The sequence below is a fragment of the Streptomyces cynarae genome, from assembly GCF_025642135.1.
Classification (GTDB): domain Bacteria; phylum Actinomycetota; class Actinomycetes; order Streptomycetales; family Streptomycetaceae; genus Streptomyces; species Streptomyces cynarae.
Genome location: NZ_CP106793.1, coordinates 1,113,141 through 1,135,898, shown reverse-complemented (window position 1 = coordinate 1,135,898; position 22,758 = coordinate 1,113,141). Strand labels below are relative to the sequence as shown.

Genomic DNA, 22,758 nt, shown 5'->3' with positions numbered 1-22,758 from the left:
GGCACACCACCCACCAGACTGTCCCCATGACGGAAACGGAATCCATCGCGTACGACGTCGTGGTGCTCGGAGCCGGGCCCGTGGGGGAGAACGTCGCCGACCGCACCCGTGCGGCCGGCCTGTCCACCGCGGTCGTGGAGAGCGAGCTGGTCGGCGGCGAATGCTCATACTGGGCGTGCATCCCCAGCAAGGCACTGCTCCGCCCGGTGATCACCCGCGCCGACGCCCGCCGCGTCCCCGGCGTCGCCCACCTCGTGCAGGGCCCCCTCGACGCCCGCGCGGTCCTCGCCCACCGGAACTACGAGGTCGGGGACTGGAAGGACGACGGGCAGGTCTCCTGGCTGGACGGCATCGGGGCCGACCTCTACCGCGGCCACGGACGGCTGGACGGGCCGCGCAGGGTCACGGTGACCGGCCCGGACGGCGAGCGGCACGTGCTGACCGCCCGGCACGCGGTGGCCGTGTGCACCGGCAGCGACGCCCAGCTGCCCGACCTGCCAGGGATCGCCGAGGTGAACCCGTGGACCAGCCGTGAGGCGACCAGTGCCCAGTCCGTCCCCGGCCGGCTGGTCGTCGTGGGCGGCGGTGTGGTGGCCTCCGAGATGGCCACCACCTGGCAGGCCCTCGGCTCCCAGGTCACTGTCCTGGTGCGCGGCAAGGGCCTGCTGCCGCGCATGGAGCCGTTCGCCGGGGAACTGGTCGCGGAGGCGCTCACCGAGGCGGGCGCGGACGTGCGCACCGGCACCTCGGTGGAGTCGGTACGGCGCGAGGGCCAGACCGTCGTGGTCGTCACGGACGCCGGCGACCGGCTTGAGGCCGACGAGATCCTCTTCGCCACCGGCCGGACCCCGCGCACCGGCGACATCGGCCTCGACACGGTCGGCCTGGAGCCCGGCTCCTGGCTGCCGGTCGACGACACCCTGCGGGTGGCGGGCAGCGAGTGGCTGTACGCGGTCGGCGACGTCAACCACCGCGCCCTCATGACCCACCAGGGCAAGTACCAGGCGCGCATCGCGGGCGCGGCGATCGCGGCCCGCGCGGCGCACGTCCCGCTGCTGGAGACGGACCGCTGGGGCGCCCACTCCGCGACCGCCGACCACGCGGCCGTCCCGCAGGTGGTCTTCACCGACCCGGAGGCGGCGACCGTGGGCCTGTCGCTGGCCGAGGCGGAGCAGGCGGGCCGCCGGGTGCGCGCCGTGGACGTCGAGTTGTCCTCGGTGGCGGGCGCGAACCTGTTCGCCGACGGCTACCGCGGCCGCGCCCGCATGGTCGTCGACCTGGACAGCGAGACCCTGCTGGGCGTCACGTTCGTCGGCCCCGGCGTCGGCGAACTCATCCACTCCGCGAGCATCGCCGTCGCCGGCGAGGTGCCCATCGACCGTCTGTGGCACGCGGTGCCGTCGTTCCCGACGATCAGCGAGGTGTGGCTGCGGCTGCTGGAGACGTACCGGGGCTGACACCGGAAGCCTCAGTCGGGCAGCGTGAATCCCAGTTCCCGCGCTGCCCGTTCCGGCGTCGGCCCGCCCCAGCGCGCCGCCACCGCCTCGTTCGACGACAACGAGCGCAGCTCGGCGCGGTCCAGGTAGAGCGTGCCGTCCAGGTGGTCCGTCTCGTGCTGGACGATGCGCGCCGGCCAGCCCGTGAACTCCTCGTCCACGGCGGCCCCGTGCTCGTCCAGCGCCCGCAGCCGCACCCGGGCGTGCCGGGCCACCACGGCCTGCCAGCCGGGCACGCTCAGACAGCCTTCGAAGAACGCGGCGCGCTCGGTGCCGACCGCCTCGTACGACGGGTTGACCAGCACCCGGAACGGCTGCGGCACCCGCCCGCGCACCACCCGGACCTCCTCCGGGACCGGCGCCGGGTCCTCGATCACCGCGATCCGCAACGCCACCCCGACCTGGGGCGCGGCGAGACCCACGCCCGGCGCGGCGTGCATCGTCACGCGCAGGGCCTCGACGAAGCGGGCCAGCAGCGCGGGCCCCAACTGCCCGTCGAACGGCTCGGCGCCGGAGCGCAGCACCGGATGACCGGCGGCGACGATCGGCAACGGGCCACCGGCGGCGAGCAGTTCCTCGACCTGCTCGGCCAGGGGCTTGTGGTCACGCGGAGATCCCATCGCGCCAGCATGCCACGGCCCCGTCGGCGCCTGACGTGTGACGCACGCCACGTGCACCTGGCGGAACCCGGCCCTGTCCTGCTCCGACCTCTGGACCGCCACCGCTGAGAAACGAGCCCCCGGAGAGGCCCGCCGATGCCCACCCCTCCCTCGCCCACGACGGACGAGTCCGCGCAGTCCGTCGCCCCCTCACCTTCACGATGGGCGCCCTTGCGCCCCCTGGTACTGCGCCTGCACTTCCACGCCGGCCTTCTCGTCGCCCCGTTCCTGCTGACAGCCGCCCTGACGGGATTCCTTTACGCCGCCTCGTTCCAGGCGGAGAAGATCGTCTACGCCGACGAGCTGACCGTCCCGGTCGGCGGTGGCAAGCTGCCGATCAGCGAGCAGGTCGCCGCCGCCCGCAGGGCCCACCCCGAGGGCGCGCTGTCCGCCGTACGGCCCTCCCCGGCGAAGGACGCCACCACCAGGGTGCTGCTGTCCGGCGTCCCCGGCGTCGCCGAGGACCACACACTCGCCGTGTTCGTCGACCCGTACACCGGGAAGGTGCGCGGCGCCATGGAGCAGTACGGCTCCACCGGCGCCCTGCCGCTGCGCACCTGGATCGACGAGTTCCACCGCGACCTGCACCTCGGCGAGAACGGGCGGCTCTACAGCGAACTCGCCGCCAGCTGGCTGTGGGTGATCGCCGGTGGGGGCCTCGTGCTGTGGTTCGCGCGCCGGCGTTCACAGCGCGCGGTGCGCGGCACGAGCGGCCGCCGCCGCACCCTCGGTCTGCACGGGACGGTCGGCGTGTGGGCCGCCGCCGGGTTCTTCTTCCTCTCGGCGACGGGCCTGACGTGGTCCACCTACGCGGGGGCCAACGTCGACGAACTGCGCACCTCGCTCGGCCAGGCCACCCCGTCGGTCTCGGCGGCGGTGAGCGGCGAGCACGCGGGTCACGGCTCGGCGGCGGCCACCGGCGGCGGCGAGCACGGCGTGGGCCTCGACGCGGTGTTGGCGGCGGCACGCGGGGAGGGGCTGAGCGACCCGGTGGAGATCGTCCCGCCCGCCGACGCGACCTCCGCGTACGTCGTGAAGCAGGTGCAGCGCAGCTGGCCCGGGAAGCAGGACTCGGTCGCCGTCGATCCGGCCACCGGCGACGTCACCGACGTTGTGCGCTTCGCGGACTACCCGGTCCTTGCCAAGCTGACCCGTTGGGGCATCGACCTGCACACCGGCGTCCTCTTCGGGATCGTCAACCAGATCGCCCTGATGGCGCTCGCGCTCTGCCTGGTCCTGCTGATCGTCTGGGGATACCGCATGTGGTGGCAGCGCGGCCGGGCCGGGGCGTTCGGGCGGCCGATCCCGCGCGGCGCCTGGCAGCAGGTGCCGCCACAGATCCTCGTGCCCTGCATGGCGGCGGTTGCGGTCCTCGGCTACTTCGTGCCGCTGCTCGGCATACCGCTCGCGGCGTTCATCGCGGTGGACGTCGTGCTGGGGGAGATCGCCCATCGGCGCGGCAGGCGCGCCGTCGGCGGCCGCGCGGCGTGATCCGACGCGCGGCCGTGGACGCCGGACGGAGACGACAGGCGCTCCACCGGGTCATGCTCCACCGGGTCATGCTCCACGAGGGCGCGGATGAGAATCGGATGAGCCCGGCGCGGTGGCGGCTACCTCTTTACGGGGATCCGCGAGGCTTTTCATGAGGACCGACAGGTACGTCTGCGACGATGCGGTGTGCGAGGCCCGCAGCGCGGGGGGAAGGTTCCAGCGGCCTGTCCGACCCCCTTGATCCGGGACAGGCCGCCCCGGTGCCGGAGGGCGACGTGACCTCGGAGAACCGCCAGTCGACCGTCCTGTCCGTGCTGCCCTTCGCCATGATGGCTACGGTCGCGGTGGTCGACGTCGTAGTCGGCCCGTCCATGCACTTCCTGCCCCTGGTGTCGCTGGGACCGGCGTTCGCCCCTCTCGTGGGCGGCTGGAGACGCACCGCGTGCGTCGGCGGGACAGCGCTGCTGCTGTGCGTCGGCCTGGCCTGGTACGACAACCTGACCGACGTGCGGCGCGGCTCCATGACCTTCGCCTCCGTCGTGGGGGTCACCATCGCCGGGCTCCTGGCCGTGTCCATGCGCCGGAAGCGGGAGGCGGAGCTGGACAGCGTCCGGTCGATCGCCGAGGCGGCCCAGCGGGTGCTGCTCAAGCCGGTGCCTCGGCTTGCCGGCCGTCTGAGAGCGGCCGTCTCCTACACGTCCGCTGTCGCCGAGGCCCGGATCGGCGGAGACCTGTACGAAGTCGTCGCCGCATCCCAGGGCGTTCGGGTCATCGTGGGGGACGTCCAGGGCAACGGACTGGAGGCGGTGGAGACCGCGGCCGTGGTTCTCGGGGCCTTCCGGGAGGCCGCGCTGGACGAAGCGGACCTGGTGCGGGTCGGACGCAGGCTCGAGCGGTCTGTCGCCCGGCAACTGGACGGCGAGAAGTTCGTCACCGCCATCCTTGCCGAGGTGAGCGGGCATCAGGCCACGTTCCTCAACTTCGGCCACCCCGCACCCATGGTGATCCGGTCCGACGGGACCATGCACCTTCCCGAACCGCCCGCGTACGCGCTCCCGCTGGGCCTCGGTGAACACGGCCCGGCCGAACCGGAGCCGTTCGGCACCGACTTCCTCCCGGGCGACCAACTTCTGCTGTACACCGACGGGATCATCGAGGCACGTGATGCCGACGGCCGGTTCTATCCCCTCACCGAACGCGCGTACCTGCTCAAGGAACCGGACCCCGAGGCGGCGTTGGAATCCCTGCGCCAGGACCTGCTCCAGCATGTGAACGGCCCGCTCCAGGACGACGCGGCGATGCTGCTGCTCCGGTACCGGTGACGAAGCCGGGCGGGGCCGCCGCCGGGCCCGGGTGCGGTCCGGCGGCGGTTCGTGTGCGCGGTGACGGTCAGCCGTTGACCGGCGCGACCTCGATGTAGTCGATGTCGGGTGCGTAGGCGGAGGGGTTGGAGAGGGTGAGGGTGTTGGTTCCGGCGTTGAGGGTGACGGTGGTGGGCAGTGACCAGAAGTCGCTCCAGCTGTAGGTGTTGCGGAAGGTCAGCGTGGTGGCGGTGCCTCCGTTGACCGACAGCTGGGCGGTACGGGACTTGACGTTGGTGTTGTAGTTGCCGGTGCCCGCCCGGTCGTTCTCGGCGTAGTGGATCACGACCGTGTACCGGCCGGCGGTGGCGGCGTCGACGTTGCCGAAGGTGAGGGTGTTGGCGGAGCCGTTGCCGATGTAGCCGACGTCCTTCCCGCCGGAGGTCCAGGTGTTGGACTGGATCCTCGCGGCGCCGGCCAGGGTGGCGTTCTCGGCCTCGTACTTGGTGACGCCGGTGGTGTCACCGGAGCCGTCCACCTTCAGGTCGCGCAGGGTGAGGGTGGTGCCGCTGCTTGGGCTGACGGTGACGCGGTTGATGCCGGCCGCCAGGTACAGGCGGGCGCTGGAGGTGGTGGAGGCGCCGCCGGAGGAGCCGTAGGTGGCCACGGTGGTGCCGTTCAGGGCGAGGTTGCTGCTGCCGCCGACGGAGGCGTAGTCGGTCTTGACCGTGTAGTAGCCGTCGGTGGGGGCGTAGGTGTCGAAGGTGGCGCTGTCACCGGAGGTCATGGTGAGGCGGCCGGTGCCGGTCTCGCCGATGTCACTGTACGAGTAGGCCGGGCTTCCGCTGACGTCGGCGAGCGTCGCCTCGTACACCGTCTCCGGGGTGCTCTGCGCGGCGGTGAGGTCGATCTTGTCCAGGGTGACCTGGCCGGCGGAGGTGCCGAGCGTGGGGTCGGTCACGGCGAGCGAGATGGTGTGGCTGCCCGCGCTCAGGCTGACCGGGACGGTGACCGTGGAGCGGTACTGCCAGTTCAGCGTCGAGGGGTAGTTCACGAACCGGGGGTTGGCGCCGTCGACGCGCAGGACCTGCTGCGAGGGGGACCCGTTCTGGTTGCCGTAGAAGACGCGCAGGTTGTAGGTACCCGTCGAGGGGACGCTGACGGTGAAGACGACCTTGCTGTCGCTCTGGGTCAGGAAGCCGACGTCCTTGGTGCCCGAGGCGGCGTAGCCGTTGGCGTTGCTCACGGTGCCCTGGGTGGCGATGGTGCCGTCGGTGATGGCGGCGTTCTCGGCCTCGTAGGAGGCGCTGTAGGGCACGCTCGGGGTGGCGGCGGTGCCTCCGCCGTTGGGGGTGACCGTGATCCGGTAGGCGGACATGCTGTTCAGACCGGTGAGCGGCACGGTGATGGAGCCGCCGGAGGGGGTGTAGGCGGCGCGGGAGATGGTCCGCGGCGGGGCGGAGTTGCCCTCGTAGCCACTCCAGTCCAGGGCCTGGACGGAGACTTCGACGTTGCTGCCGAAGGTGGCGGAGGGGATGTGGTTGATCACCACGTTGGTGTCGGTGGCCGATCCGCCGACGATCACCTGCGCCTGCTGGCGGGAGGTGTCCAGGGAGGCGATGCCCTGCAGGGTGTCGATGGTGTTGGCCTGCGGCGGTGTGGTCTGGACGGTCTGGCCGGTCATCTGGGCGTACCAGTGCCAGAACCACCAGGTGCCGTTGGGGATGTTGGTGTGGACGGTGTTGCCGTCCATGTTGCCGGCGATGTCCCAGTACGGCTGCTCGGCATAGACCTTGGTGTCCTCGAACATCGCGGCCCACTGCACCATCTGCCCGGGCACCGACAGGTCGCGCCGGTTGGAGTACTCGTCGATGTTGATGGTGATGGGGCTGATGCCGCGGACGCTCTCCAGGGAGCGGTAGGTGCTGTAGTGGCTGCGGTAGTCGGCGAGCGAGCCGGGGCCCAGCTCGTGCCAGGTGAACACGTCCGGAAGCTGGTTGTTGGCCTTGGCGTAGGTGAGGAAGTCGCCGAAGAACTTGCTGTTGAAGTTGGCGGTGTTGGGCCCGCCTATCTTCGCGCCGGGGAAGTCGCTCTTGATGCGCCGGTAGACGGTGCTCCAGTCGGACTCGAAGCTGTTCAGGGCCGAGGCGTAGGTGCTGGAGTTGGAGCTGCCGAGCCCTGTGTACCAGTTGCCGTCCGGCTCGTTGAACGGGACGAAGACCACCTTGTTCGCCCAGGAGGTGCTCTTGACGGCGTTGACCGCGGTGTCGACCTTGGTGAGGTAGTCGCTGATCCCGAGGTTCTGGTACGGCCAGTCCGAGTACTCGTCCTGGATGTTGGTGTACATCGTGCCGCCGCCGTTGCGGAAGAACGACGGGGCGACCTGCATGATGTCGCCGTTGGGGTGCTGGGCGCCGTTCGGGGGCTTCTGGGAGCCGGTGGTCAGCTTCAGCGGCGCCAGCAGACCGTCTCCGGGAACTCCGTCGTCGCTCTGCCCGTAGAGCGCGCCGTTCGAACCGCGCAGTACGGCACCGGTGGTGGTGCCGAGGTCCACCGTGAACGTCTGGGTCGCCGCGGCGGCCGTCTGGGTTCCGGCGAGCGTGGCGCCGACCAGGGCGGTCGCCGCCAACAGCGCGCCGGAGAACACGCTTCTGCCGGGTCCGGTACGTCGCGGCGGCGGGCCGCCGCGGGTGCGGGTGGCAACAGGCATGGGAACCTCACCTTCCTCTCCCGCCACGGTGCGGGAGGACTCGGGGTACAGACCGGATGTGATCGCTCACATCCCCTGCGGACGGAGCGGTGTACCGACGCCGTGGGCGGTACCGGGCAAGGCGGTACCGCGGCGCGTACGTCGACGGGTGACGGTGGCTCGGGAAGGGGATCGGAGATGGAGATCGGAGATGGAGATCGGAGACCGGAGACCGGAGGTGTGGGAATGAGGTCGGTGGGTGAAGGGTCGGTCAACTACGTCAGAACCGGCTGGAACCGGCTGGACCGGCTGGACCGGCCGAACCGAACGGACCGGCCGTCGGCTCAGCCGGTCCGGCCGGGCGCCGGGCCGGTACTGTCCCGGACGATGAGTTCGGGCTCGGCCCACAGCGCCGGCGCGGGCGCGTTCTGCGGGTCCAGCAGCCGGTGCAACATGCCGAAGGCACCGCGTCCCAGCCCGTCGAAGTCCAGTCGGACCGTGGTGAGGGCCGGATGTGCGAACGCCGCATGCGGTACGTCGTCGAAGCCCATGACGCTCAGGTCTCCCGGCACGTCACGGCCGGCTTCCCGGGCCGCGCGCAGCACCCCGAGCGCCAGGTCGTCGTTGCCGCACAGAAGGGCGGTGACCTCCGGGTCGGCCACCAGGGCACGTGCGGCCAGATACCCCGATCGCGGGCTCCAACCGCCCTCTACCGGCTCGGGTACCGGCCGCCCCGCGTCCGCGAGAGCCTCCCGCCAGCCGCAGGCGCGCTGGCCGATGCGGGTGGTCGACGAAGGGATGGCCATGTAGTGGACGGTCCGGTGCCCGAGGCCGAGCAGGTAGCGGGTGGCCTGCGCGGCCGCCGACCGGTCGTCGATCCACGCCACCGGTCGGTCGTCGCCGCGTCCCTCCTCCGGCCGCTCGACGACCGCCGCCGCGGGGAACTCGGCCGACAGTGTCTGCCAGGCACGCGCTCCCGGTGCGTTGAAGGCGATCACCAGCACCGGCTCACCGGGGCGGGCCGGCCGGGACGCCACCTCGTTCGGAGACTCCGCCGCGTCCTCGTCCAGGACGCTGATGGCCACCGTGAAGTCGGCCGCCCGGGCGGCCTCCTCGATACCGCGCAGCGCCAGCGAGGCACCGTACAGAGTGGTGTCGGAGGTCAGCACGGTCACGGACCGGACCGGTCCGCCGGCCAGTGCCCGCGCCAGTCGGTTGGGCTTGTAGCCCATCTCCTCGATCACCTGCAGCACCCGGTCCCGGGTCGACTGGCGCACCTTCGGGTTGCCGTTGACGACCCGGGAGACGGTCTGATGCGAGACCCCGGCCACTTTCGCCACGTCCCAGATGCTGACCGACCGCGGCCGGTCGGCGGGTTCCTGGGACGACTTCGCGTCCGGCACGGGGACCGGGGCCGATTCCTGCATGTCGGTGGACTCCTGGTGGGTGATCCGTCGTGTCTGCCGATGTGGACTGCTGCATCGCGGTGTTCATGCGCCCGCCGCTTCACCGCCAGGGCTCACGGCCGGCACCGCCGGGATGGTGAGCAGCACCTGGGAGACGGAGTCGCAGCCTCCGTCATGTCATCGATCACCATGCGAAGCAGACGTGAGTGTTATCGATAACACTTCCCGGGTCAAGGGGTACGCGAGCTGAGGCGGCATCCGACGGACGAAGTGCTTCCGCCGGATGCCCGTCGCGTCCAGGGTGCCCGGCCCGGCGACCAGGTGGTCGATCCGGGCCTGTCCCCTCACGGCATCAGGAGAGATTCCACTGCTGGCTCGTCGCGCCGGTGCCCGTTTCCTGGTCCACCGCCGTTCCCTTGGTGGTGGAACCGCCCGCCGCACCGATGTTCAGGTCGCTGCCCACACCGGCCAGCATGTACGTGCTGCCGGTGTAACTGCCCACCAGGTCGAGGAACCACTGCTGGTTCGTGCCGCCGTTGCACGTCCACTGCTGCAGTTGCAGGCCGGTGTCGGTCGACTGGTTCGGCACGTCCAGGCACAGGCCGCTGTTCACGCTCTTCAGGGTGTAGACGTTGTCCCCGACCCGGGTGAAGGTCCACTGCTGGTTGGTGCCGCCGGTGGACGTCCACTGGATGACCTTGGCGCCGTTCGATGTGGAGCCGCCCGACACGTCCATCAGCAGAGTGCTGTTGACGTCGGTGAGGGTGTGGACCCCTGCCGTGGGAAGGCCGCTGTCGGCGGTCCAGGTGCCGGCGCCGGCGTCGAGGGACCACGTGGGGTACTGACCGAGGTTCACCGTGCGTCCCCTGATGGTCAGCGGCAGCCAGATCAGCTTCGAGGAGCCGAGGTCGGAGGTGTTCCAGCGGTCGCCCGCGTAGATGTAGGTGGTCCCGGAGGTGCCCTGGACCGTGATGACGTTCGCCGTCTGGCTGCCGTAGGTGTGGGTTCCGGGAGCGGCGAAGTTCCGGAACGCCGACCAGGGGCCGCCCAGTGACGTGGCGGTGGCGTAGATGTTGTCGTTCAGGCTCCACCCGGTGAGATGGGAGCCGAACACGTAGTAGACGCCGTTGACCTTCACCATGGCGGGTGCCTCGACGCTGTTGCTGCCACTGCCGCCCAGCACCGCCACCGCACTGTCCACGGAGAGGTAGTCGGCGGAGAGCTTGTCGATGCGCAGGCCGTTGTTGCGGTCCTCGCTCAGCAGATAGGCGGTGCCGTCGGTGTCCTGGAACAGGCCGATGTCACGGCTGAGGTTGCCCAGCGGACGGAAGCTTCCCTGGTAGGTGTACGGACCGCACGGGGTACTGCTGGTCGCCACACCGACCTTGGCCTCGGAGTAGTCGGTGCTGTCGATGTGCATGTACATCACGTACGTGCTCGTCGAGGCGTTGTAGATGACCTTGGGACGCTCCACGATGCGGCCCGGCCCCAGGTCGCCGCTGCTCTGTCTGGCCAGGGCGACGCCCTGGTAGGTCCAGGTGCCCAGGTCGGTCGAGGTGTAGCAGGGTATGTCCTGGAACGACGTGTCCGACGAGGTCTCGCCGGTCTTGTCCTCGCCGAAGCCGTACCAGGTGCTCCCCACCTTGATGATGCCGAGGCCGTGCAGCTGTAGCGCGTTCCCGTTCTGGTCGGTGCGTGTGGCGCCGGTGGTGAACGACACGGTGGCCGCGTGCGCCTCGGTGGCCGGGAGCAGCAGTGCCGCCACGGCTCCGAGAAACGTCAGAAAGGCGGCGGCTCTGCGGCGCCGGCGGTCCGCGGGCCGGCGGGGTGTTCCCTCGGGCATGCTTCGTCCCTCTCATCAGGTGCCAGGCGGGGACCAATGAGAGTCGGATCTGTTCGGCGGCGTCAATATACGCGTTCGATTTTGTTGATTCTTGACTGGCCAAGGCGAGCCTGGACGTGCTCGATGAGGGTGCATGGGGGCGCATGAGGGCTGCCGTCCGAGATTTCGGGCAACGACCCTGGTCGCCGAAGGGTTGACCTTGCAGGCGTCCACGCATTAGAACTGTGGCGCCGCAGTTGGAATCTGTTGTCTCTTGATTGGCCTTGTTCGTTCCCTGGTCCCTGTATGAGGGGTCACCTCGGACCGTCGGCGCGACTCAGAACGCCGTGTGGGCGAACCAGCGGTCCAGTACCGCGACCTCTCCCGAGACGTCGAAGGCGGAGTCCCGGTACGACCGCCGGCCGTAGAGCAGGAGCAGGAGGTCCGCCGCCTGCCCCCGGACCCCCGCCGTCACCGCCCCGGTCGGCGCCTCATCGGCTGCTGCCGGTGCCAGCAGGTGAAAACCGTCCGGATCCAGTCGCACCCGCCACTCCTCGCCGGTACCGCCGGCCGAGTCCGCGCACCGGAAGGCGATGACCTCGCCGTTGCCGTGCAACTTGGTCACCGCCGGCGCGAAGAGACCCGCGTAGGGCAGGTTGACGAGGAACTCGTCCACCCCGTCCGCCGCCAGCACGGGATCGATCTCCGACTCCCGGCCGACGGCCCGCTCCGCGTCCACCCGGTGCACCAGCGTCTCGCACAGCATCCGGCGGGCCCAGAACCGCGCATGCTGGTCCTCGCCCCAGGCCCACATCCCCGCCTGAGGATCCGTGGCCCGCAGCACCTCCGCCACCGCGGCTACGCCCTCCGCCACCCAGTCGGCATACTCCTGCGCGCGTTCCGGCAGCCCGAGTTCCAGGTCGCGGCTGCGCGGAGGCTCCTGCACCAGCCGGGACAGCAGTGTGCTGAACCAGCGCTGCAACGCCCCGACGTGCCGGGTGAGTTCGGCCAGGGTCCAGTCCGGGCAGGAGGGTACGCCGGTCCCGGGGTCCGCACCTCTCACCACCTCGGCGAAGCGCAGCGTCTCCCGCTCGATCGCCTGCCGGTAGATGTCGTACGGCAGAGGGTGCCCTGCCGGGCTCGCCGTTCCCATGTGCTGCCGCCTTTCCCGTCCGCAGTCGGATTCCGCCGTGATCAGTGTGTCGGTTGAAGTCCACTCGAAGGCAAATCCGCGCGGTGCCCGGGCGAGCGACTGACGGGTCCGGATGAGGGTACCGGTCACGCCGTCAGAAGTCGGCAGCCGGACGTCAGGAGGCCATCGCCTGCCGATTGAGCCGTGTGAAGGGTGATGAGGTGCGTCTGCGTCACAGTCGTCCCTGCGATCCGGGCTACACGCGCAGGCGCCGCGGTCGGGGGTTCCAGTATCTCGACGCCTCCGGGAACGTTCTGACGGATGCGTCGGAAATCGAGCGGATCAAGGGGCTGGTCATTCCTCCCGCCTGGGAGGACGTATGGATCTGCCGTCATCCCCACGGCCACCTCCAGGCCGTCGGCACCGATGCCGCAGGACGCCGCCAGTACCTCTACCACCCCGGGTTCCGGGCCCAGCAGGAGGAGAGCAAACACGAGCACGTCCTGGAGGTCGCCGATGCGCTGCCGCGCCTGCGGGAAGCCGTGGAAGCCCACCTCGGCCTCCGAGGACTGACCCGGGACCGTGTCCTCGCCACCGGCGCGCGCCTGCTCGACCTCGGCTTCTTCCGCATGGGAAGCGAGCGCTACGCGGACATGAACAACTCCTACGGCCTGACCACGCTGCTGCGCCGGCACGCCAGGACCTCGCGGGGACGCATCGTCTTCAACTATCCGGCCAAACACGGCAAGGATCTGGTACAGGCCGTGGGGGACGACGCCATACTCCGAGCGCTCACCTCCCTGCTGCGGCGGCGAGGGGGAGGCGACCGGCTGTTGGCCTACTGGCAGCCGCCCGGCTGGCACGAGGTCTCGGGCGACGACCTCAACACCTATCTGAGGGAGGTCAGCGGCGTGGCCGTCACCGCGAAGGACTTCCGTACCTGGCACGCCACCGTCCTGGCCTCCGTCGCCCTCGGCGTCTCACAGCCCGCGGCCCGCAGCGAGACCGGGCGACGCCGGGCGATCGCCCGTGCCGTCAGGGAGGTCGCCGACTACCTGGGCAATACGCCGGCGGTCTGTCGCGCCTCCTACATCAACCCGCGCGTGATCGAACTCTTCGAGGAAGGCGTCACCGTCGCCCCGTCCCTGGACCGGCTGGGGGACGGGGCCGCCTTCGGTGTCCCGGCGACGCAAGGCGCGATCGAGAAGGCCGTCGTTCACATGATCAGAACCGGGCGCCCTCCCGCCGGCAGGGGGACGGACCTGATCTAGAGCGGTACGCCAGCCCCCGGTGGCGCCCCGCCGGCCCGGTCGCGCCCCGGCGGCCGGTCGCGCTCGGCCCGGCCCCCTTGCCGCCGTCCGCTCATGTGTTTTGTCAGGTGGTGCCCGGGTACTGCGGCCCGAGGGTGTCGAAGGGCCGGGAGCAGTGCGTCCGTCTGCCCCGGCGCACCACCGGACGGGAGGAGTTCCGATGAGTCCGCTGTGCGTGGCCCGGGCCCAGGGCTTGTTCAATCTCGTCGGTGGCGGCCGGCCCCTGCTTCACCTGCGCAGCTTCGAGTGGGTCTTCGGCCCCGAGACCGAGCACTGGCTGCAACGGACGAGCGCGGGTCTCCTCCCCACCAGCGGCTGGGCGCTGCTCGGTACCCCCGCCGTGCCCGGCGGCACGGCCCAGGCACGCCGTACGGGCGTGGGCACGGCCGTGACGCTGCCGGCTGTCGACCTCGTCCACGTGCCGCGCGGCCGGATCCGACCCACCTGTCTGCTGGACGCGGCGATGCAGGCCGAGTGGCTGGCGGCCTGGGGGCGGTGCGGCCGCCTGAGCGGTCACCACGGGAAGGAACGGTGACGCGTGCCGGGCACGACCGCGCCACACGCCGACCGGGGGCGCGCCGGGCGGGTGCGGCTGCGGTTCGAGGGGTGGATCGCGGGGATCGGCACGTCGTCGGGGACGCGGGTGGTGCTCGGTCACTGGGTGCGGTCGCCGTTCGGTCCGTTCACCGATGTGATGCTCGAGCGGAAGGACGGACACCGCATCCTTCTGGCCCCCACCGCGCAGACGGCGCGCTTCGTCGCCGGCACCTACCTCTTCGACGAGGTTCGGGTCGTACACGTCGGGGTGGAGGCCGTTCGCGGGCGATGCACGGTGTCGGCCCCGGCGCTCGACCTCCGCTTCGTCACCGGCCGCAGAGGGCCCGCGGGCCTGCTGCTCAGAGCCGTGCCCGGTCCGCTCGCCGCCCGTCCTGCCTGGGCCCTGCTGGTGGCACCGGCCGCCAGGGCGTTGCTGGGGGTGCGGACCCACGGCAGCGCGGGCGCCGGCCGGTACGAGTGGTACGGGGCGAAGGACCTGCGTCCTGTCATCGAGGCCCGGGCCGTCTACGACGGGGAGGACCTCGGTTCCCTGGCACCGGTCGAACCCCCGGTGCGGTTCGGGTTCGGCTCGACACCCCGCAGGCCGTGCCTGGTGAGCGTCACCACCACGGTGGCCGTGGAGGAGAGCCGGCAGGTGGTTCCCGTACGGTGACCCGGCAGGTGGTTCCCGTACGGTGACCCGACCGGGAACCACCCCACCGGGTCAGGTGCCGGCGGCGTCGCCGTCCGTCCCGCGCTCGCCGGTCCCGGTGTCGGGCTCCCGCCGTGCCCGTTCCTCCTTCTCGACACCTTCGAGGGGCTTGCCCGCGGTGGTGCCGCGCTCGGTCTGGTAGCCCTCCTCGGCGCTCGCCGTACCCGGCACCGTGCGCTCCCGCGCCTGGCTCTCCGCGCCCGAGTGGGCGCCCGGCTCGCCAGGGTCACGCCCCCGCGCGTACCCGCTACCGCGGCGGTCCTTGCGATCACTCATGTCCGTGCCTCCGGTCGGTCTCGGGACCCTCTCGGGTTTCCTGGGGGCACACAAACGGCGTCGCGGCGCCTGCCGGGCCCCGCATTCCGCACGCCAGCCGGCCGTGGCGGCCGCGGTCCCACCGTTCGGCGTCGGCTCCGCGGCACGGCCGACGCCCACGCCCGAGCCGCCGGGGAGTGGACGACACAGGCGGTCGCCCCCGGCATGGAGGTCCGCACCGGAATCCTGCGGCACGCCGGTGCGGCGCCGTCGTGGACCGTGACCGTCAGGCGCCGCCCGGGCGGGCCGGTCACCGGTCCTTCAGCCGTCGAGGCGGACGGCGTCCGGGACGGCGGGGCCGTTGTCGCCGCGTTCAACTCCTTGCCGCTCGACCGGCGTTCGGAGCCTTTCCTGCTTCATCTCTTGACGCTCCTGGTACAGACCTTTAGATTCACTGACCGCTCACCGTTCCATGAATGCGCTCGACTTTCAGCCTTGTGAACGCAGGGTGGTGCTTCGGGGAAGCGGCTCGGTGTCGCGCGGGCGCGGCTTCGTGCCCTGCCTCCCCGCCCACCGCCTCCGAAAGGCCGTACTCCACACGGCCGGACGCCCCCACCATCAGCCGCGTAGTCGGCACAGGAGGACCCGTGTTCAGCCTCTTGCGCACCACCCGAACGCACCGCCGCAGAACCGCTACCGTCGTCCGCCCCTGGGCGGCGGCCGCCCTGGTCACGGCATCGGCCGCGTCCCTGCTCACCGCCACGCCCGCCCAGGCGCTCACCGCCATGTCCACCCGGGCGGCACCTTCCCGAGCCGCTGCCGCGCAGGCCGCGGCCCTGCCGACCGGCTGGGCGACCGTCGTGAACGCCGGGAGCGGCAAATGCCTGGACGCCAGGGGCGCCGGAACCGCCAACGGCACCGCGGTCCAGCAGTACAGCTGCAACAACACCGGCGCGCAGCAGTGGAGTTTCACTTCCACCAGCGACGGCTACGTGCGCGTCGGCAACCGCAACGACGCGAACCAGGTCCTGGACGTGACCGACGTGTCCACCGCCGACAACGCCCTGGTGCAGCTGTGGACGTACGGCGGCGGCGACAACCAGCAGTGGCAGGCCGTCGACGAGGGTGCGGGCGCCTACCACTTCGTCAACCGGCACAGCGGCAAGTGCCTGGACGTCCCCTCCGCATCGACCGCGGACAGCGTCCAACTGCAGCAGTACACGTGCAACGGCACCGCGGCCCAGCGCTTCCAGGTGACGCCTGTCTCCACCTCGCCGAGCGACGTGGACCTCGGCCCCAACGTCGCCGTCTTCGACCCCTCCATGTCGTCGTCGGCCATCCAGAGCAGACTGGACTCCATCTTCAAGCAGCAGGAGACCAACCAGTTCGGCTCCCAGCGCTACGCCGTGCTGTTCAAGCCGGGCACGTACAGCAACGACGTCAACGTCGGCTTCTACACCCAGGTTCTGGGGCTCGGCCTGTCACCCGACGCCGTCACCGTCAACGGCGCGGTGCACGCCGAGGCCGACTGGTTCCAGGGCAACGCCACCCAGAACTTCTGGCGCGGCGCGGAGAACCTCTCGGTCAACCCGGCCGGCGGCACGGACCGGTGGGCGGTCTCCCAGGCCGCGCCGTACCGGCGGATGCACCTGCGGGGCAACCTCCAGCTGGACGACGGCGGTTGGTCCAGCGGCGGGCTCATCGCCGACAGCAAGATCGACGGGCAGGTGCGCTCGGGGAGCCAGCAGCAGTGGCTGACCCGCGACTCGCAGCTCGGGAGCTGGACCGGCGCCAACTGGAACATGGTCTTCGTCGGCAGCCAGGGCGTGCCGGCCACCAGCTTCCCCAACCCCCCGTACACGACGGTGGACCAGAGCCCGGTCAGCCGTGAGAAGCCGTTCCTGTACGTGGACGCCTCCGGCGCCTACCGGGTGTTCCTCCCGTCCCTGCGCACCGACTCCACGGGGACCAGCTGGGCGAGCGGCAGCGCCGCCGGGGCCTCCCTGCCCCTGGACCAGTTCTTCGTCGTGAAGCCCGGGGCGACCGCCGCACAGATCAACGCGGCGCTGGCAGCCGGCAAGAACCTCCTGGTCACCCCCGGCGTCTACCACCTGGACCAGACGCTGAAGGTGACCCGCCCCGACACGGTCGTCCTCGGACTGGGCCTCGCCACCTTCGTCCCCGACAACGGCATCACCGCCATGACCGTCGCGGACGTGGACGGCGTCAGGATCGCCGGCCTGCTCTTCGACGCGGGAACGACCACCTCGCGGACGCTGCTGGAGGTCGGGCCCAGTGGATCCGCCGCCTCTCACGCGGCCGACCCGACGTCCCTGCACGACGTCTACTTCCGGATCGGCGGCTCGGCCGTCGGCAGGGCCACCACCAGCCTCGTGGTCAACAGCGACGACGTCATCGGCGACCACATGTGGCTCTGGCGCGCCGACCACGGCAACGGCGTCGGCTGGACCAGCAACACCGCGGACACCGGCCTCGTCGTCAACGGCGACAACGTCACCATGTACGGCCTGTTCGTCGAGCACTACCAGAAGTACCAGACGATCTGGAACGGCAACGGCGGCCGGACGTACTTCTTCCAGAACGAGATGCCCTACGACCCGCCGAGCCAGGCCGCCTGGATGAACGGTGCGACACAGGGCTACGCGGCCTACAAGGTCGCCGACTCGGTGACCAGCCACCAGGCGTACGGTCTCGGCAGCTACTGCTACTTCAACGCCGACCCGGGCGTGACCGCCGAGCACGCCATCGAGGCGCCGAACAACGCGAACGTCCGCTTCCGGGACATGGTGACCGTCTCCCTCGGCGGCACCGGGACCATCCGCCACATCGTCAACGACCGTGGCGGGCCGTCCAACTCCAGCACCAACGTGGCCGATCTGGTCGCGTATCCGTGAGTCTGTCCTGACCGCACGGCAGCGGTGCCTCCCGTCGTGAGAGTGCGGCGGGAGGCACCGCTGCCGTCTCTTGGGCGCACCGGATGGCGCGAGGGTGAACGGTTCGGCCGGTCGCCGATCACCGCCGTCGCCGTCCCGGACGGCGGCCCCGCGGTTGCGGGTCGTTGCTCGACGCCGTGGACTTGAGTGCGTGGGGCGCCCGCAGCCCTGCCGACCTGGTGTGGAGGAGACATGATCGTCGCTGCGGGGGCGGTGGCACCCGGGGGCGGCGCGCCGTGCTGAGCGTGCTGCTCGCCGTCCTGGCGGCGATCGCGAACGCCCTGGCCTCCGTGCTGCAGCGCAAGGCGGCACGGGACCGCCCGGAGAGCGAGAGCCTGAGCTTGCGGCTCGTACGGCACCTGTTGCACCGGCCGGTGTGGTTCGCCGGCGTCCTCTCGATCATCGCCGGATTCCTGTTGCAGGCCGCGGCGCTGGGCAACGGCCAGATCTCACTGGTGCAGCCGGTGCTGGTGCTGGAACTGCCCGCCACCCTGCTGCTGGCATCGCTGGTGTTCAGGAGCCGACTGGGCGTCCGGGAATGGGGCGCCTCGGTGATGATGGCCGTCGGCCTGGCGGGACTGCTGTTCTCCCTGTCCCCCTCGCAGGGCTCGGCCGCCCACGCCACCGCTCTGAGGTGGGCGTTCGCCTCGGGAGTGAACGTGCTGCTGGTCGCCGCCATGGTGATGTGGGCCCGTCTCGCCGGTCCCGGGGCCCGCAAGGCGGCCCTCCTGGGCGTGGCGACGGGATGCGCTTTCGGGTTCACCGCCGCGCTGATCAAGGGCGTGACGGACGCCTTCAGCCACGGCATCGGCGCGGTGTTCAGCAGCTGGCAGCTCTACGCCATGATCGTGGCCGGCGCGGGCGCGATGTTCCTGCTCCAGTCGGCCATGCACGCCGGACGGCTGCTCGCCAGCCAGCCCGGCCTGACGATGTCCGACCCGGTCATCGCCATCCTGTGGGGCGTCTTCGTCTTCGGCGAAGCGGTCCGGGGCGGCGTCTACACCGTCTTGTCGGTCGCGGGGGCAGTCGTCGTGGCCGTCGCGGTGACGCTGCTCACCCGTTCGCCCCTGCTCGCCGGCCAGACCGGTCGCGGAGAAGAGGGGCAGCCCCGCGGCGGGGCCGACGCGAAGACGCAATAGCGTCCCCGAGCTCTCATCCGAGGCCGGCGAAGGGGTCGCTCGGCTGCCAGGCGGCGGGCAGGACGACGTCGACGCCGTCACGGCGCGCCAGGGGCAGCAGTCGGCTCATGGTCGTGTCGAGGTCGTCGAACAGATAGGGCAGCGGGCGCAACGGGCGCCCGAGACCGGTGAAGAAGTCGTCCCAGTGCACGAGGACGACGCGCCGCGCTCCGGTGGCGGTGACGACCTCGTCCCAGTACGCCTGGAGGAACGCGGCGGGCTGCCTGCCCAGGTTCCCGATGCCCAGATAGACGACGTCGGCCCGGTGACCGCGCAGGGCGCCCGGCCGGTGGTTGGCGCTGGCGTGCAGCAGCAGACGGCCGCGGGGATGCGCGACCAGCACGGAGTAGACGGTGCCGGTCTTCCAGGCCCGGGCGCGGGCCGGCGGGACCAGGGGCCGGTCGATGCTGCCCGGGTAGTGGTCGCCGGGACTGTGCAGGGAGGTGACGAAGGTCAGGTCGAAACCGCCGTAGGTGAGGGTGTCGCCGTCCTCGACGACCCGCAGCGATCGTGCGGGGACCCCCTGACCGCGCCCGACGTTCGCGGTGGACCGCGACCCGACCAGCTCGGCACCGGTTTCCAGCGCCCACAGCGGGGCGTCGAGGGCGTGGTCGTAGTGGGAATGGGCGCACACCACGGCGGCGAGGGCGTCCACGCCCAGTCGCTCGGCGGCCGCGCGGACCAGCCTGCGGTCGGGCGCGATGCGGCCCATGGCCACGCGCAGCAGGCCGGGCCGGGTGACGAACCCGTCCATGAGGAGACGGGTCTCACCGTCCGACAGCAGGACGGAGCTGGTGCCGAGGAAGTGGGCGGTCAGTCCGTCGTGCGGGAGCGCGGCACGTTGCAGATAAGGCAGGTAGGGCCGCAGACCTGGCCGGCTGATCGGTGTCCTCACCCGGTCATCCTCGGGCACTGTGCGGCCCAGGTGCCAGCCCCGGTGTCACTGCGGTCGGGCAAGGGTGCCGGGGGCGAGATCCGCTCTCACATGGCGGGGTCGCCGAACTGTTCCAGGAGGACGTCGACCGGCGTGGGGTCCGTCGCGGCGGGCGTGCCGTCGTGGAGGGTCTGCTCCGCCCAGATCACCTTGCCCTCGGCCGTGTAGCGCGTCCCCCACCGCTGGGCGAACTGCGCCACCAGGAACAGCCCCCGCCCGCCCTCGTCCGTGGTCGCCGCCCGCCGCAGCCGCGGCGAGGTGCTGCTGCCGTCCGTCACCTCGCAGATCAGGCAGCGCCCGTACAGCAGCCGCACGGACACCGGTGGCGCCCCGTGCCGGATCGCGTTCGTGACCAACTCGCTGATGATCAGCTCCGTGGTGAACCCGATCTCCTCCAGCCCCCACTCCAGCAACGTGTCCCTGCACCGTGTCCGGACCGAGGGCACGACCGCCGGGTCCGGCGGCACGTCCCACCCGGCCACGCACGAGCGCGGGAACAGCCGGGTCCGCGCCACCAGCAGGGCGATGTCGTCGGCGGGTCGCGACGGCCCCACCGCTTCGATCACCGCCTGGCACGCCTCCTCCGGACTGCGCCTCCCGGCCGCGCCCAACGCCCGGCGCAGCCGATCCAGGCCGACGTCGATGTCACGGGCGCGTTCCTCCACCAGACCGTCGGTGTAGAGCACCAGTTGGGAACCCTCGCTCAAACGCAGCTCGGCGGTTTCGAAGGGGTAACCGCCCAGGCCGAGCGGTGCCGACGCCGGCACGCCGGGACAGGTGACGGTTCCGTCCGGACGCACCACCACCGGTTCGGGGTGCCCGGCGCGGGCCATCGTGCACGCCCCCGTCACCGAGTCGTAGATCGCGTACAGACAGCTCGCTCCCGTCACCGCCTCGCCCTCGTGGCCGTCGGCGGTCTCGGCGGCGTCCTCCTCGTTGTCCATGCGGGCGACCAGGTCGTCCAGGTTGCCGAGCACCTCGTCCACGGGGAGGTCCAGCGTGGAGAAGTTGCGCACCGCGGTGCGCAGTCGCCCCATCGTCGCCGCCGCGTGCAGTCCGTGACCGACGACGTCGCCCATCGCCAGCGCCACACGTGCGCCCGGCAGCGGAATGACGTCGAACCAGTCCCCGCCCACCCCCGTCGCAGCCGGCAGATACCGCCAGGCCACCTCGAGCGCGTCCTGCTCCGGTTGCCCCCGCGGCAGCAGACTGCGCTGCAACGTCACCGCCATCTCGTGCTCCCGCGTGAACCGCCGGGCGTTGTCGATGGCCACCGCCGCCCGCGCGGCCAGTTCCTCCGCGAAGTACAGGTCGTCCGGCTCGAACGCGGGGGAGTCCGTCGTCCGGTAGAAGTTGACGACACCGAGCGGCACGTTCCGAGCCTGCAACGGCATGGTCACCAGCGAATGCAGCCCGAGTTCCAGCGCCTTGCGGGCGCGTTCCGGATCCTGCTCCCGCCAGCCGTGCGCCTGCCGCAGGTCCGGCTCCAGCATCCCCCGACCCTCCTGGAGCGCGTGCATCTGCGGGGTACCCGGCGAGAACGTGATCATCTCGCCCATCGGATACACCGGCATCACCTGCCGGTCCCCGCTGATCGCCGTACGCCGCAGATGCCGCCACCCCTCCGCCGTCGGTTCCCAACCCCGCAGCACGGCATCCAGCAGATCGACGGTGACGAGGTCGGCGAACTGCGGCACCGTCACATCCGCCAGCTCCTGCGCCGTACGCCCCACATCGAGCGTCGTCCCGATCCGCAATCCGGCCTCGTAGAGGAGCTTCAGCCGCTCCCGCGCCACCTCGGCCCGTCCCGAGACCGCCGCCAGCTCCGTGGTGTCCCGCAGCGTCACCACGCTGCCTCCCGGGCCACCGTGGGGGAACGTGGGCCGCTTGTTCACCGCCAGCAGCCGGTCCTCCGTGAGGTGCACCTCGTCGGTCACCACGTCCGGCGAGATCAGCAGCCGTGTGATCTGCTCCGGCAGCCCCAGCTCCCCGACCGGGCGCCCCTGCGCGTCGGCCGGCAGGCCCAGCAGCCGCCGCGCCTCGTCGTTGACCAGCAGCAGCCGCCCTTCGGGGGTGGTGATGAGCACCCCTTCCCGCACCGCGTGCAGGACCGCCTCGTGGTGCTCGTAGAGCCGCGCCAGCTCCACCGGGGCCAGGCCGTGCGTCTGCCGCAACAGCCGCCGGGACGCCAGCGTGGTCCCGGTCGCGGCCAGTGCCAGCGCCACCGCGCCGGAACCGACGATGATCGGCAGCTGCGGCATCCACAGGCGCGACACGTTCTTGACCGTGATCCCCGCCGACACGAGGCCGACGACCTTGCCGTGCGAGTCGTTCACCGGGACCACCGCCTGCACGGCCGTGCCCTTGCCGGCGGGAAGGGGCGGCCCACCGGCCTGCTCGATGACGGTACGGCCTGCCAGCGCCGGCTTGATGTCGCCGACGAACTTCTTCCCGATCTCCTTCGGGTAGGGGTACGTGTAACGAATTCCCTTCGTGTCCGTGACGACCACGAAATCCACGCCCGCCTTCTTCCGCGCCGCTTCGGCCCGCGGCTGCAGGACCGCCGACGGGTCCCGGCTGTGCAGCGCCTCAACCACTCCGGGCGCGTTCGCGAACGACTGGGCCGTGACGACCGACACGCGGCGCCCCTGCTGCAGCGCGTCCCGCGCCGCCTGGAGCATCACGCTCGCCACCGCGGCCAGGACCAGCAGCACCACGATCACGATCTGAAGGAGGAACACCTGCCCGGCCGCGCTGTGAGGGTTCAGCACGGAACCGCGACGCTCACGCGCGCGTCCGGTGGGCGGGGGCCGCGCCTGGGTCCGGTCTCGTCCGAAACGTACCCTCATGTTCCCTTCTTAGCACCGCTGTGCGCGCCACGG

General features: G+C 71.3%; 16 protein-coding genes. 8 read left to right on the top strand and 8 right to left on the bottom strand.

Annotated elements, in window-relative coordinates:
* Nucleotides 1-26: 26 nt before the first annotated feature.
* Entirely contained in the window at nucleotides 27-1,457 is a 1,431-nt protein-coding gene (locus N8I84_RS05395; protein WP_263228475.1) for a dihydrolipoyl dehydrogenase family protein, read from the top strand.
* A gap of 11 nt (nucleotides 1,458-1,468) precedes the next feature.
* Here N8I84_RS05395 and N8I84_RS05390 read toward each other — a convergent pair whose 3' ends face one another.
* Nucleotides 1,469-2,116: a peptide deformylase gene (locus N8I84_RS05390; protein ID WP_263228473.1), complete on the bottom strand. Its 648-nt coding sequence runs from the start codon at nucleotides 2,114-2,116 to the stop codon at nucleotides 1,469-1,471.
* A 135-nt stretch (nucleotides 2,117-2,251) separates the two neighbouring features.
* On the opposite strand from N8I84_RS05390, the gene N8I84_RS05385 reads away from it, so the two are divergent.
* Nucleotides 2,252-3,646: a PepSY-associated TM helix domain-containing protein gene (locus N8I84_RS05385; RefSeq protein ID WP_263228472.1), complete on the top strand. Its 1,395-nt coding sequence runs from the start codon at nucleotides 2,252-2,254 to the stop codon at nucleotides 3,644-3,646.
* 326 nt (nucleotides 3,647-3,972) lie between these two features.
* Nucleotides 3,973-4,968 (top strand): PP2C family protein-serine/threonine phosphatase, encoded by a 996-nt coding sequence (locus N8I84_RS05380; protein ID WP_263234668.1) that lies wholly within the window; start codon nucleotides 3,973-3,975, stop codon nucleotides 4,966-4,968.
* 67 nt (nucleotides 4,969-5,035) lie between these two features.
* Here N8I84_RS05380 and N8I84_RS05375 read toward each other — a convergent pair whose 3' ends face one another.
* The 4 genes from N8I84_RS05375 to N8I84_RS05360 form a co-directional block, all read right to left on the bottom strand.
* The gene (locus N8I84_RS05375) at nucleotides 5,036-7,657 is read right to left on the bottom strand and encodes a CBM35 domain-containing protein (RefSeq protein WP_263228470.1); all 2,622 of its coding nucleotides are present in this window, start codon (nucleotides 7,655-7,657) and stop codon (nucleotides 5,036-5,038) included.
* A 323-nt stretch (nucleotides 7,658-7,980) separates the two neighbouring features.
* Nucleotides 7,981-9,063: a LacI family DNA-binding transcriptional regulator gene (locus tag N8I84_RS05370; protein ID WP_263228468.1), complete on the bottom strand. Its 1,083-nt coding sequence runs from the start codon at nucleotides 9,061-9,063 to the stop codon at nucleotides 7,981-7,983.
* A gap of 331 nt (nucleotides 9,064-9,394) precedes the next feature.
* A complete protein-coding gene (locus tag N8I84_RS05365; RefSeq protein WP_263228466.1) occupies nucleotides 9,395-10,885 on the bottom strand; it encodes an RICIN domain-containing protein in 1,491 nt (496 codons plus the stop codon).
* Nucleotides 10,886-11,201: 316 nt separating this feature from the next.
* A complete protein-coding gene (locus N8I84_RS05360; protein WP_263228465.1) occupies nucleotides 11,202-12,017 on the bottom strand; it encodes a maleylpyruvate isomerase family mycothiol-dependent enzyme in 816 nt (271 codons plus the stop codon).
* 200 nt (nucleotides 12,018-12,217) lie between these two features.
* On the opposite strand from N8I84_RS05360, the gene N8I84_RS05355 reads away from it, so the two are divergent.
* The 3 genes from N8I84_RS05355 to N8I84_RS05345 all read left to right on the top strand — a co-directional run bounded on the left by N8I84_RS05355 (nucleotide 12,218) and on the right by N8I84_RS05345 (nucleotide 14,516).
* The gene (locus N8I84_RS05355; RefSeq protein ID WP_263228463.1) at nucleotides 12,218-13,267 is read left to right on the top strand and encodes a DNA topoisomerase IB; all 1,050 of its coding nucleotides are present in this window, start codon (nucleotides 12,218-12,220) and stop codon (nucleotides 13,265-13,267) included.
* Between the two features lie 199 nt (nucleotides 13,268-13,466).
* Nucleotides 13,467-13,841 carry a hypothetical protein gene (locus N8I84_RS05350; RefSeq protein ID WP_263228461.1) on the top strand — a complete coding sequence of 125 codons (375 nt, stop codon included), beginning with the start codon at nucleotides 13,467-13,469 and terminating at the stop codon, nucleotides 13,839-13,841.
* A 3-nt stretch (nucleotides 13,842-13,844) separates the two neighbouring features.
* Nucleotides 13,845-14,516: a hypothetical protein gene (locus tag N8I84_RS05345; RefSeq protein WP_263228459.1), complete on the top strand. Its 672-nt coding sequence runs from the start codon at nucleotides 13,845-13,847 to the stop codon at nucleotides 14,514-14,516.
* 51 nt (nucleotides 14,517-14,567) lie between these two features.
* On the opposite strand, the gene N8I84_RS05340 is transcribed toward N8I84_RS05345, so the two are convergent.
* The gene (locus tag N8I84_RS05340) at nucleotides 14,568-14,831 is read right to left on the bottom strand and encodes a hypothetical protein (RefSeq protein WP_263228457.1); all 264 of its coding nucleotides are present in this window, start codon (nucleotides 14,829-14,831) and stop codon (nucleotides 14,568-14,570) included.
* 764 nt (nucleotides 14,832-15,595) lie between these two features.
* On the opposite strand from N8I84_RS05340, the gene N8I84_RS05335 reads away from it, so the two are divergent.
* Entirely contained in the window at nucleotides 15,596-17,725 is a 2,130-nt protein-coding gene (locus tag N8I84_RS05335; RefSeq protein WP_263234667.1) for an RICIN domain-containing protein, read from the top strand.
* A 176-nt stretch (nucleotides 17,726-17,901) separates the two neighbouring features.
* The gene (locus N8I84_RS05330) at nucleotides 17,902-18,903 is read left to right on the top strand and encodes a DMT family transporter (protein WP_263228455.1); all 1,002 of its coding nucleotides are present in this window, start codon (nucleotides 17,902-17,904) and stop codon (nucleotides 18,901-18,903) included.
* Nucleotides 18,904-18,916: 13 nt separating this feature from the next.
* On the opposite strand, the gene N8I84_RS05325 is transcribed toward N8I84_RS05330, so the two are convergent.
* Both N8I84_RS05325 and N8I84_RS05320 read right to left on the bottom strand, forming a co-directional pair.
* Nucleotides 18,917-19,837, bottom strand: a complete 921-nt coding sequence (locus N8I84_RS05325) for an MBL fold metallo-hydrolase (protein ID WP_263228453.1) — start codon at nucleotides 19,835-19,837, stop codon at nucleotides 18,917-18,919.
* Between the two features lie 86 nt (nucleotides 19,838-19,923).
* On the bottom strand, nucleotides 19,924-22,725 hold the full coding sequence (locus N8I84_RS05320; RefSeq protein ID WP_263228452.1) for a SpoIIE family protein phosphatase/ATP-binding protein: 2,802 nt from the start codon (nucleotides 22,723-22,725) through the stop codon (nucleotides 19,924-19,926).
* Between the last annotated feature and the right edge of the window lie 33 nt (nucleotides 22,726-22,758).

Excerpts from the sequence above, each read along its gene's own strand:
- N8I84_RS05395 (WP_263228475.1), top strand. The coding sequence starts at position 27 with ATGACGGAAACGGAATCCATCGCGTACGACGTCGTGGTGCTCGGAGCC.
- N8I84_RS05390 (WP_263228473.1), bottom strand. The coding sequence starts at position 2,116 with ATGGGATCTCCGCGTGACCACAAGCCCCTGGCCGAGCAGGTCGAGGAA.
- N8I84_RS05385 (WP_263228472.1), top strand. The coding sequence starts at position 2,252 with ATGCCCACCCCTCCCTCGCCCACGACGGACGAGTCCGCGCAGTCCGTC.
- N8I84_RS05380 (WP_263234668.1), top strand. The coding sequence starts at position 3,973 with ATGATGGCTACGGTCGCGGTGGTCGACGTCGTAGTCGGCCCGTCCATG.
- N8I84_RS05375 (WP_263228470.1), bottom strand. The coding sequence starts at position 7,657 with ATGCCTGTTGCCACCCGCACCCGCGGCGGCCCGCCGCCGCGACGTACC.
- N8I84_RS05370 (WP_263228468.1), bottom strand. The coding sequence starts at position 9,063 with ATGCAGGAATCGGCCCCGGTCCCCGTGCCGGACGCGAAGTCGTCCCAG.
- N8I84_RS05365 (WP_263228466.1), bottom strand. The coding sequence starts at position 10,885 with ATGCCCGAGGGAACACCCCGCCGGCCCGCGGACCGCCGGCGCCGCAGA.
- N8I84_RS05360 (WP_263228465.1), bottom strand. The coding sequence starts at position 12,017 with ATGGGAACGGCGAGCCCGGCAGGGCACCCTCTGCCGTACGACATCTAC.
- N8I84_RS05350 (WP_263228461.1), top strand. The coding sequence starts at position 13,467 with ATGAGTCCGCTGTGCGTGGCCCGGGCCCAGGGCTTGTTCAATCTCGTC.
- N8I84_RS05340 (WP_263228457.1), bottom strand. The coding sequence starts at position 14,831 with ATGAGTGATCGCAAGGACCGCCGCGGTAGCGGGTACGCGCGGGGGCGT.
- N8I84_RS05335 (WP_263234667.1), top strand. The coding sequence starts at position 15,596 with ATGTCCACCCGGGCGGCACCTTCCCGAGCCGCTGCCGCGCAGGCCGCG.
- N8I84_RS05320 (WP_263228452.1), bottom strand. The coding sequence starts at position 22,725 with ATGAGGGTACGTTTCGGACGAGACCGGACCCAGGCGCGGCCCCCGCCC.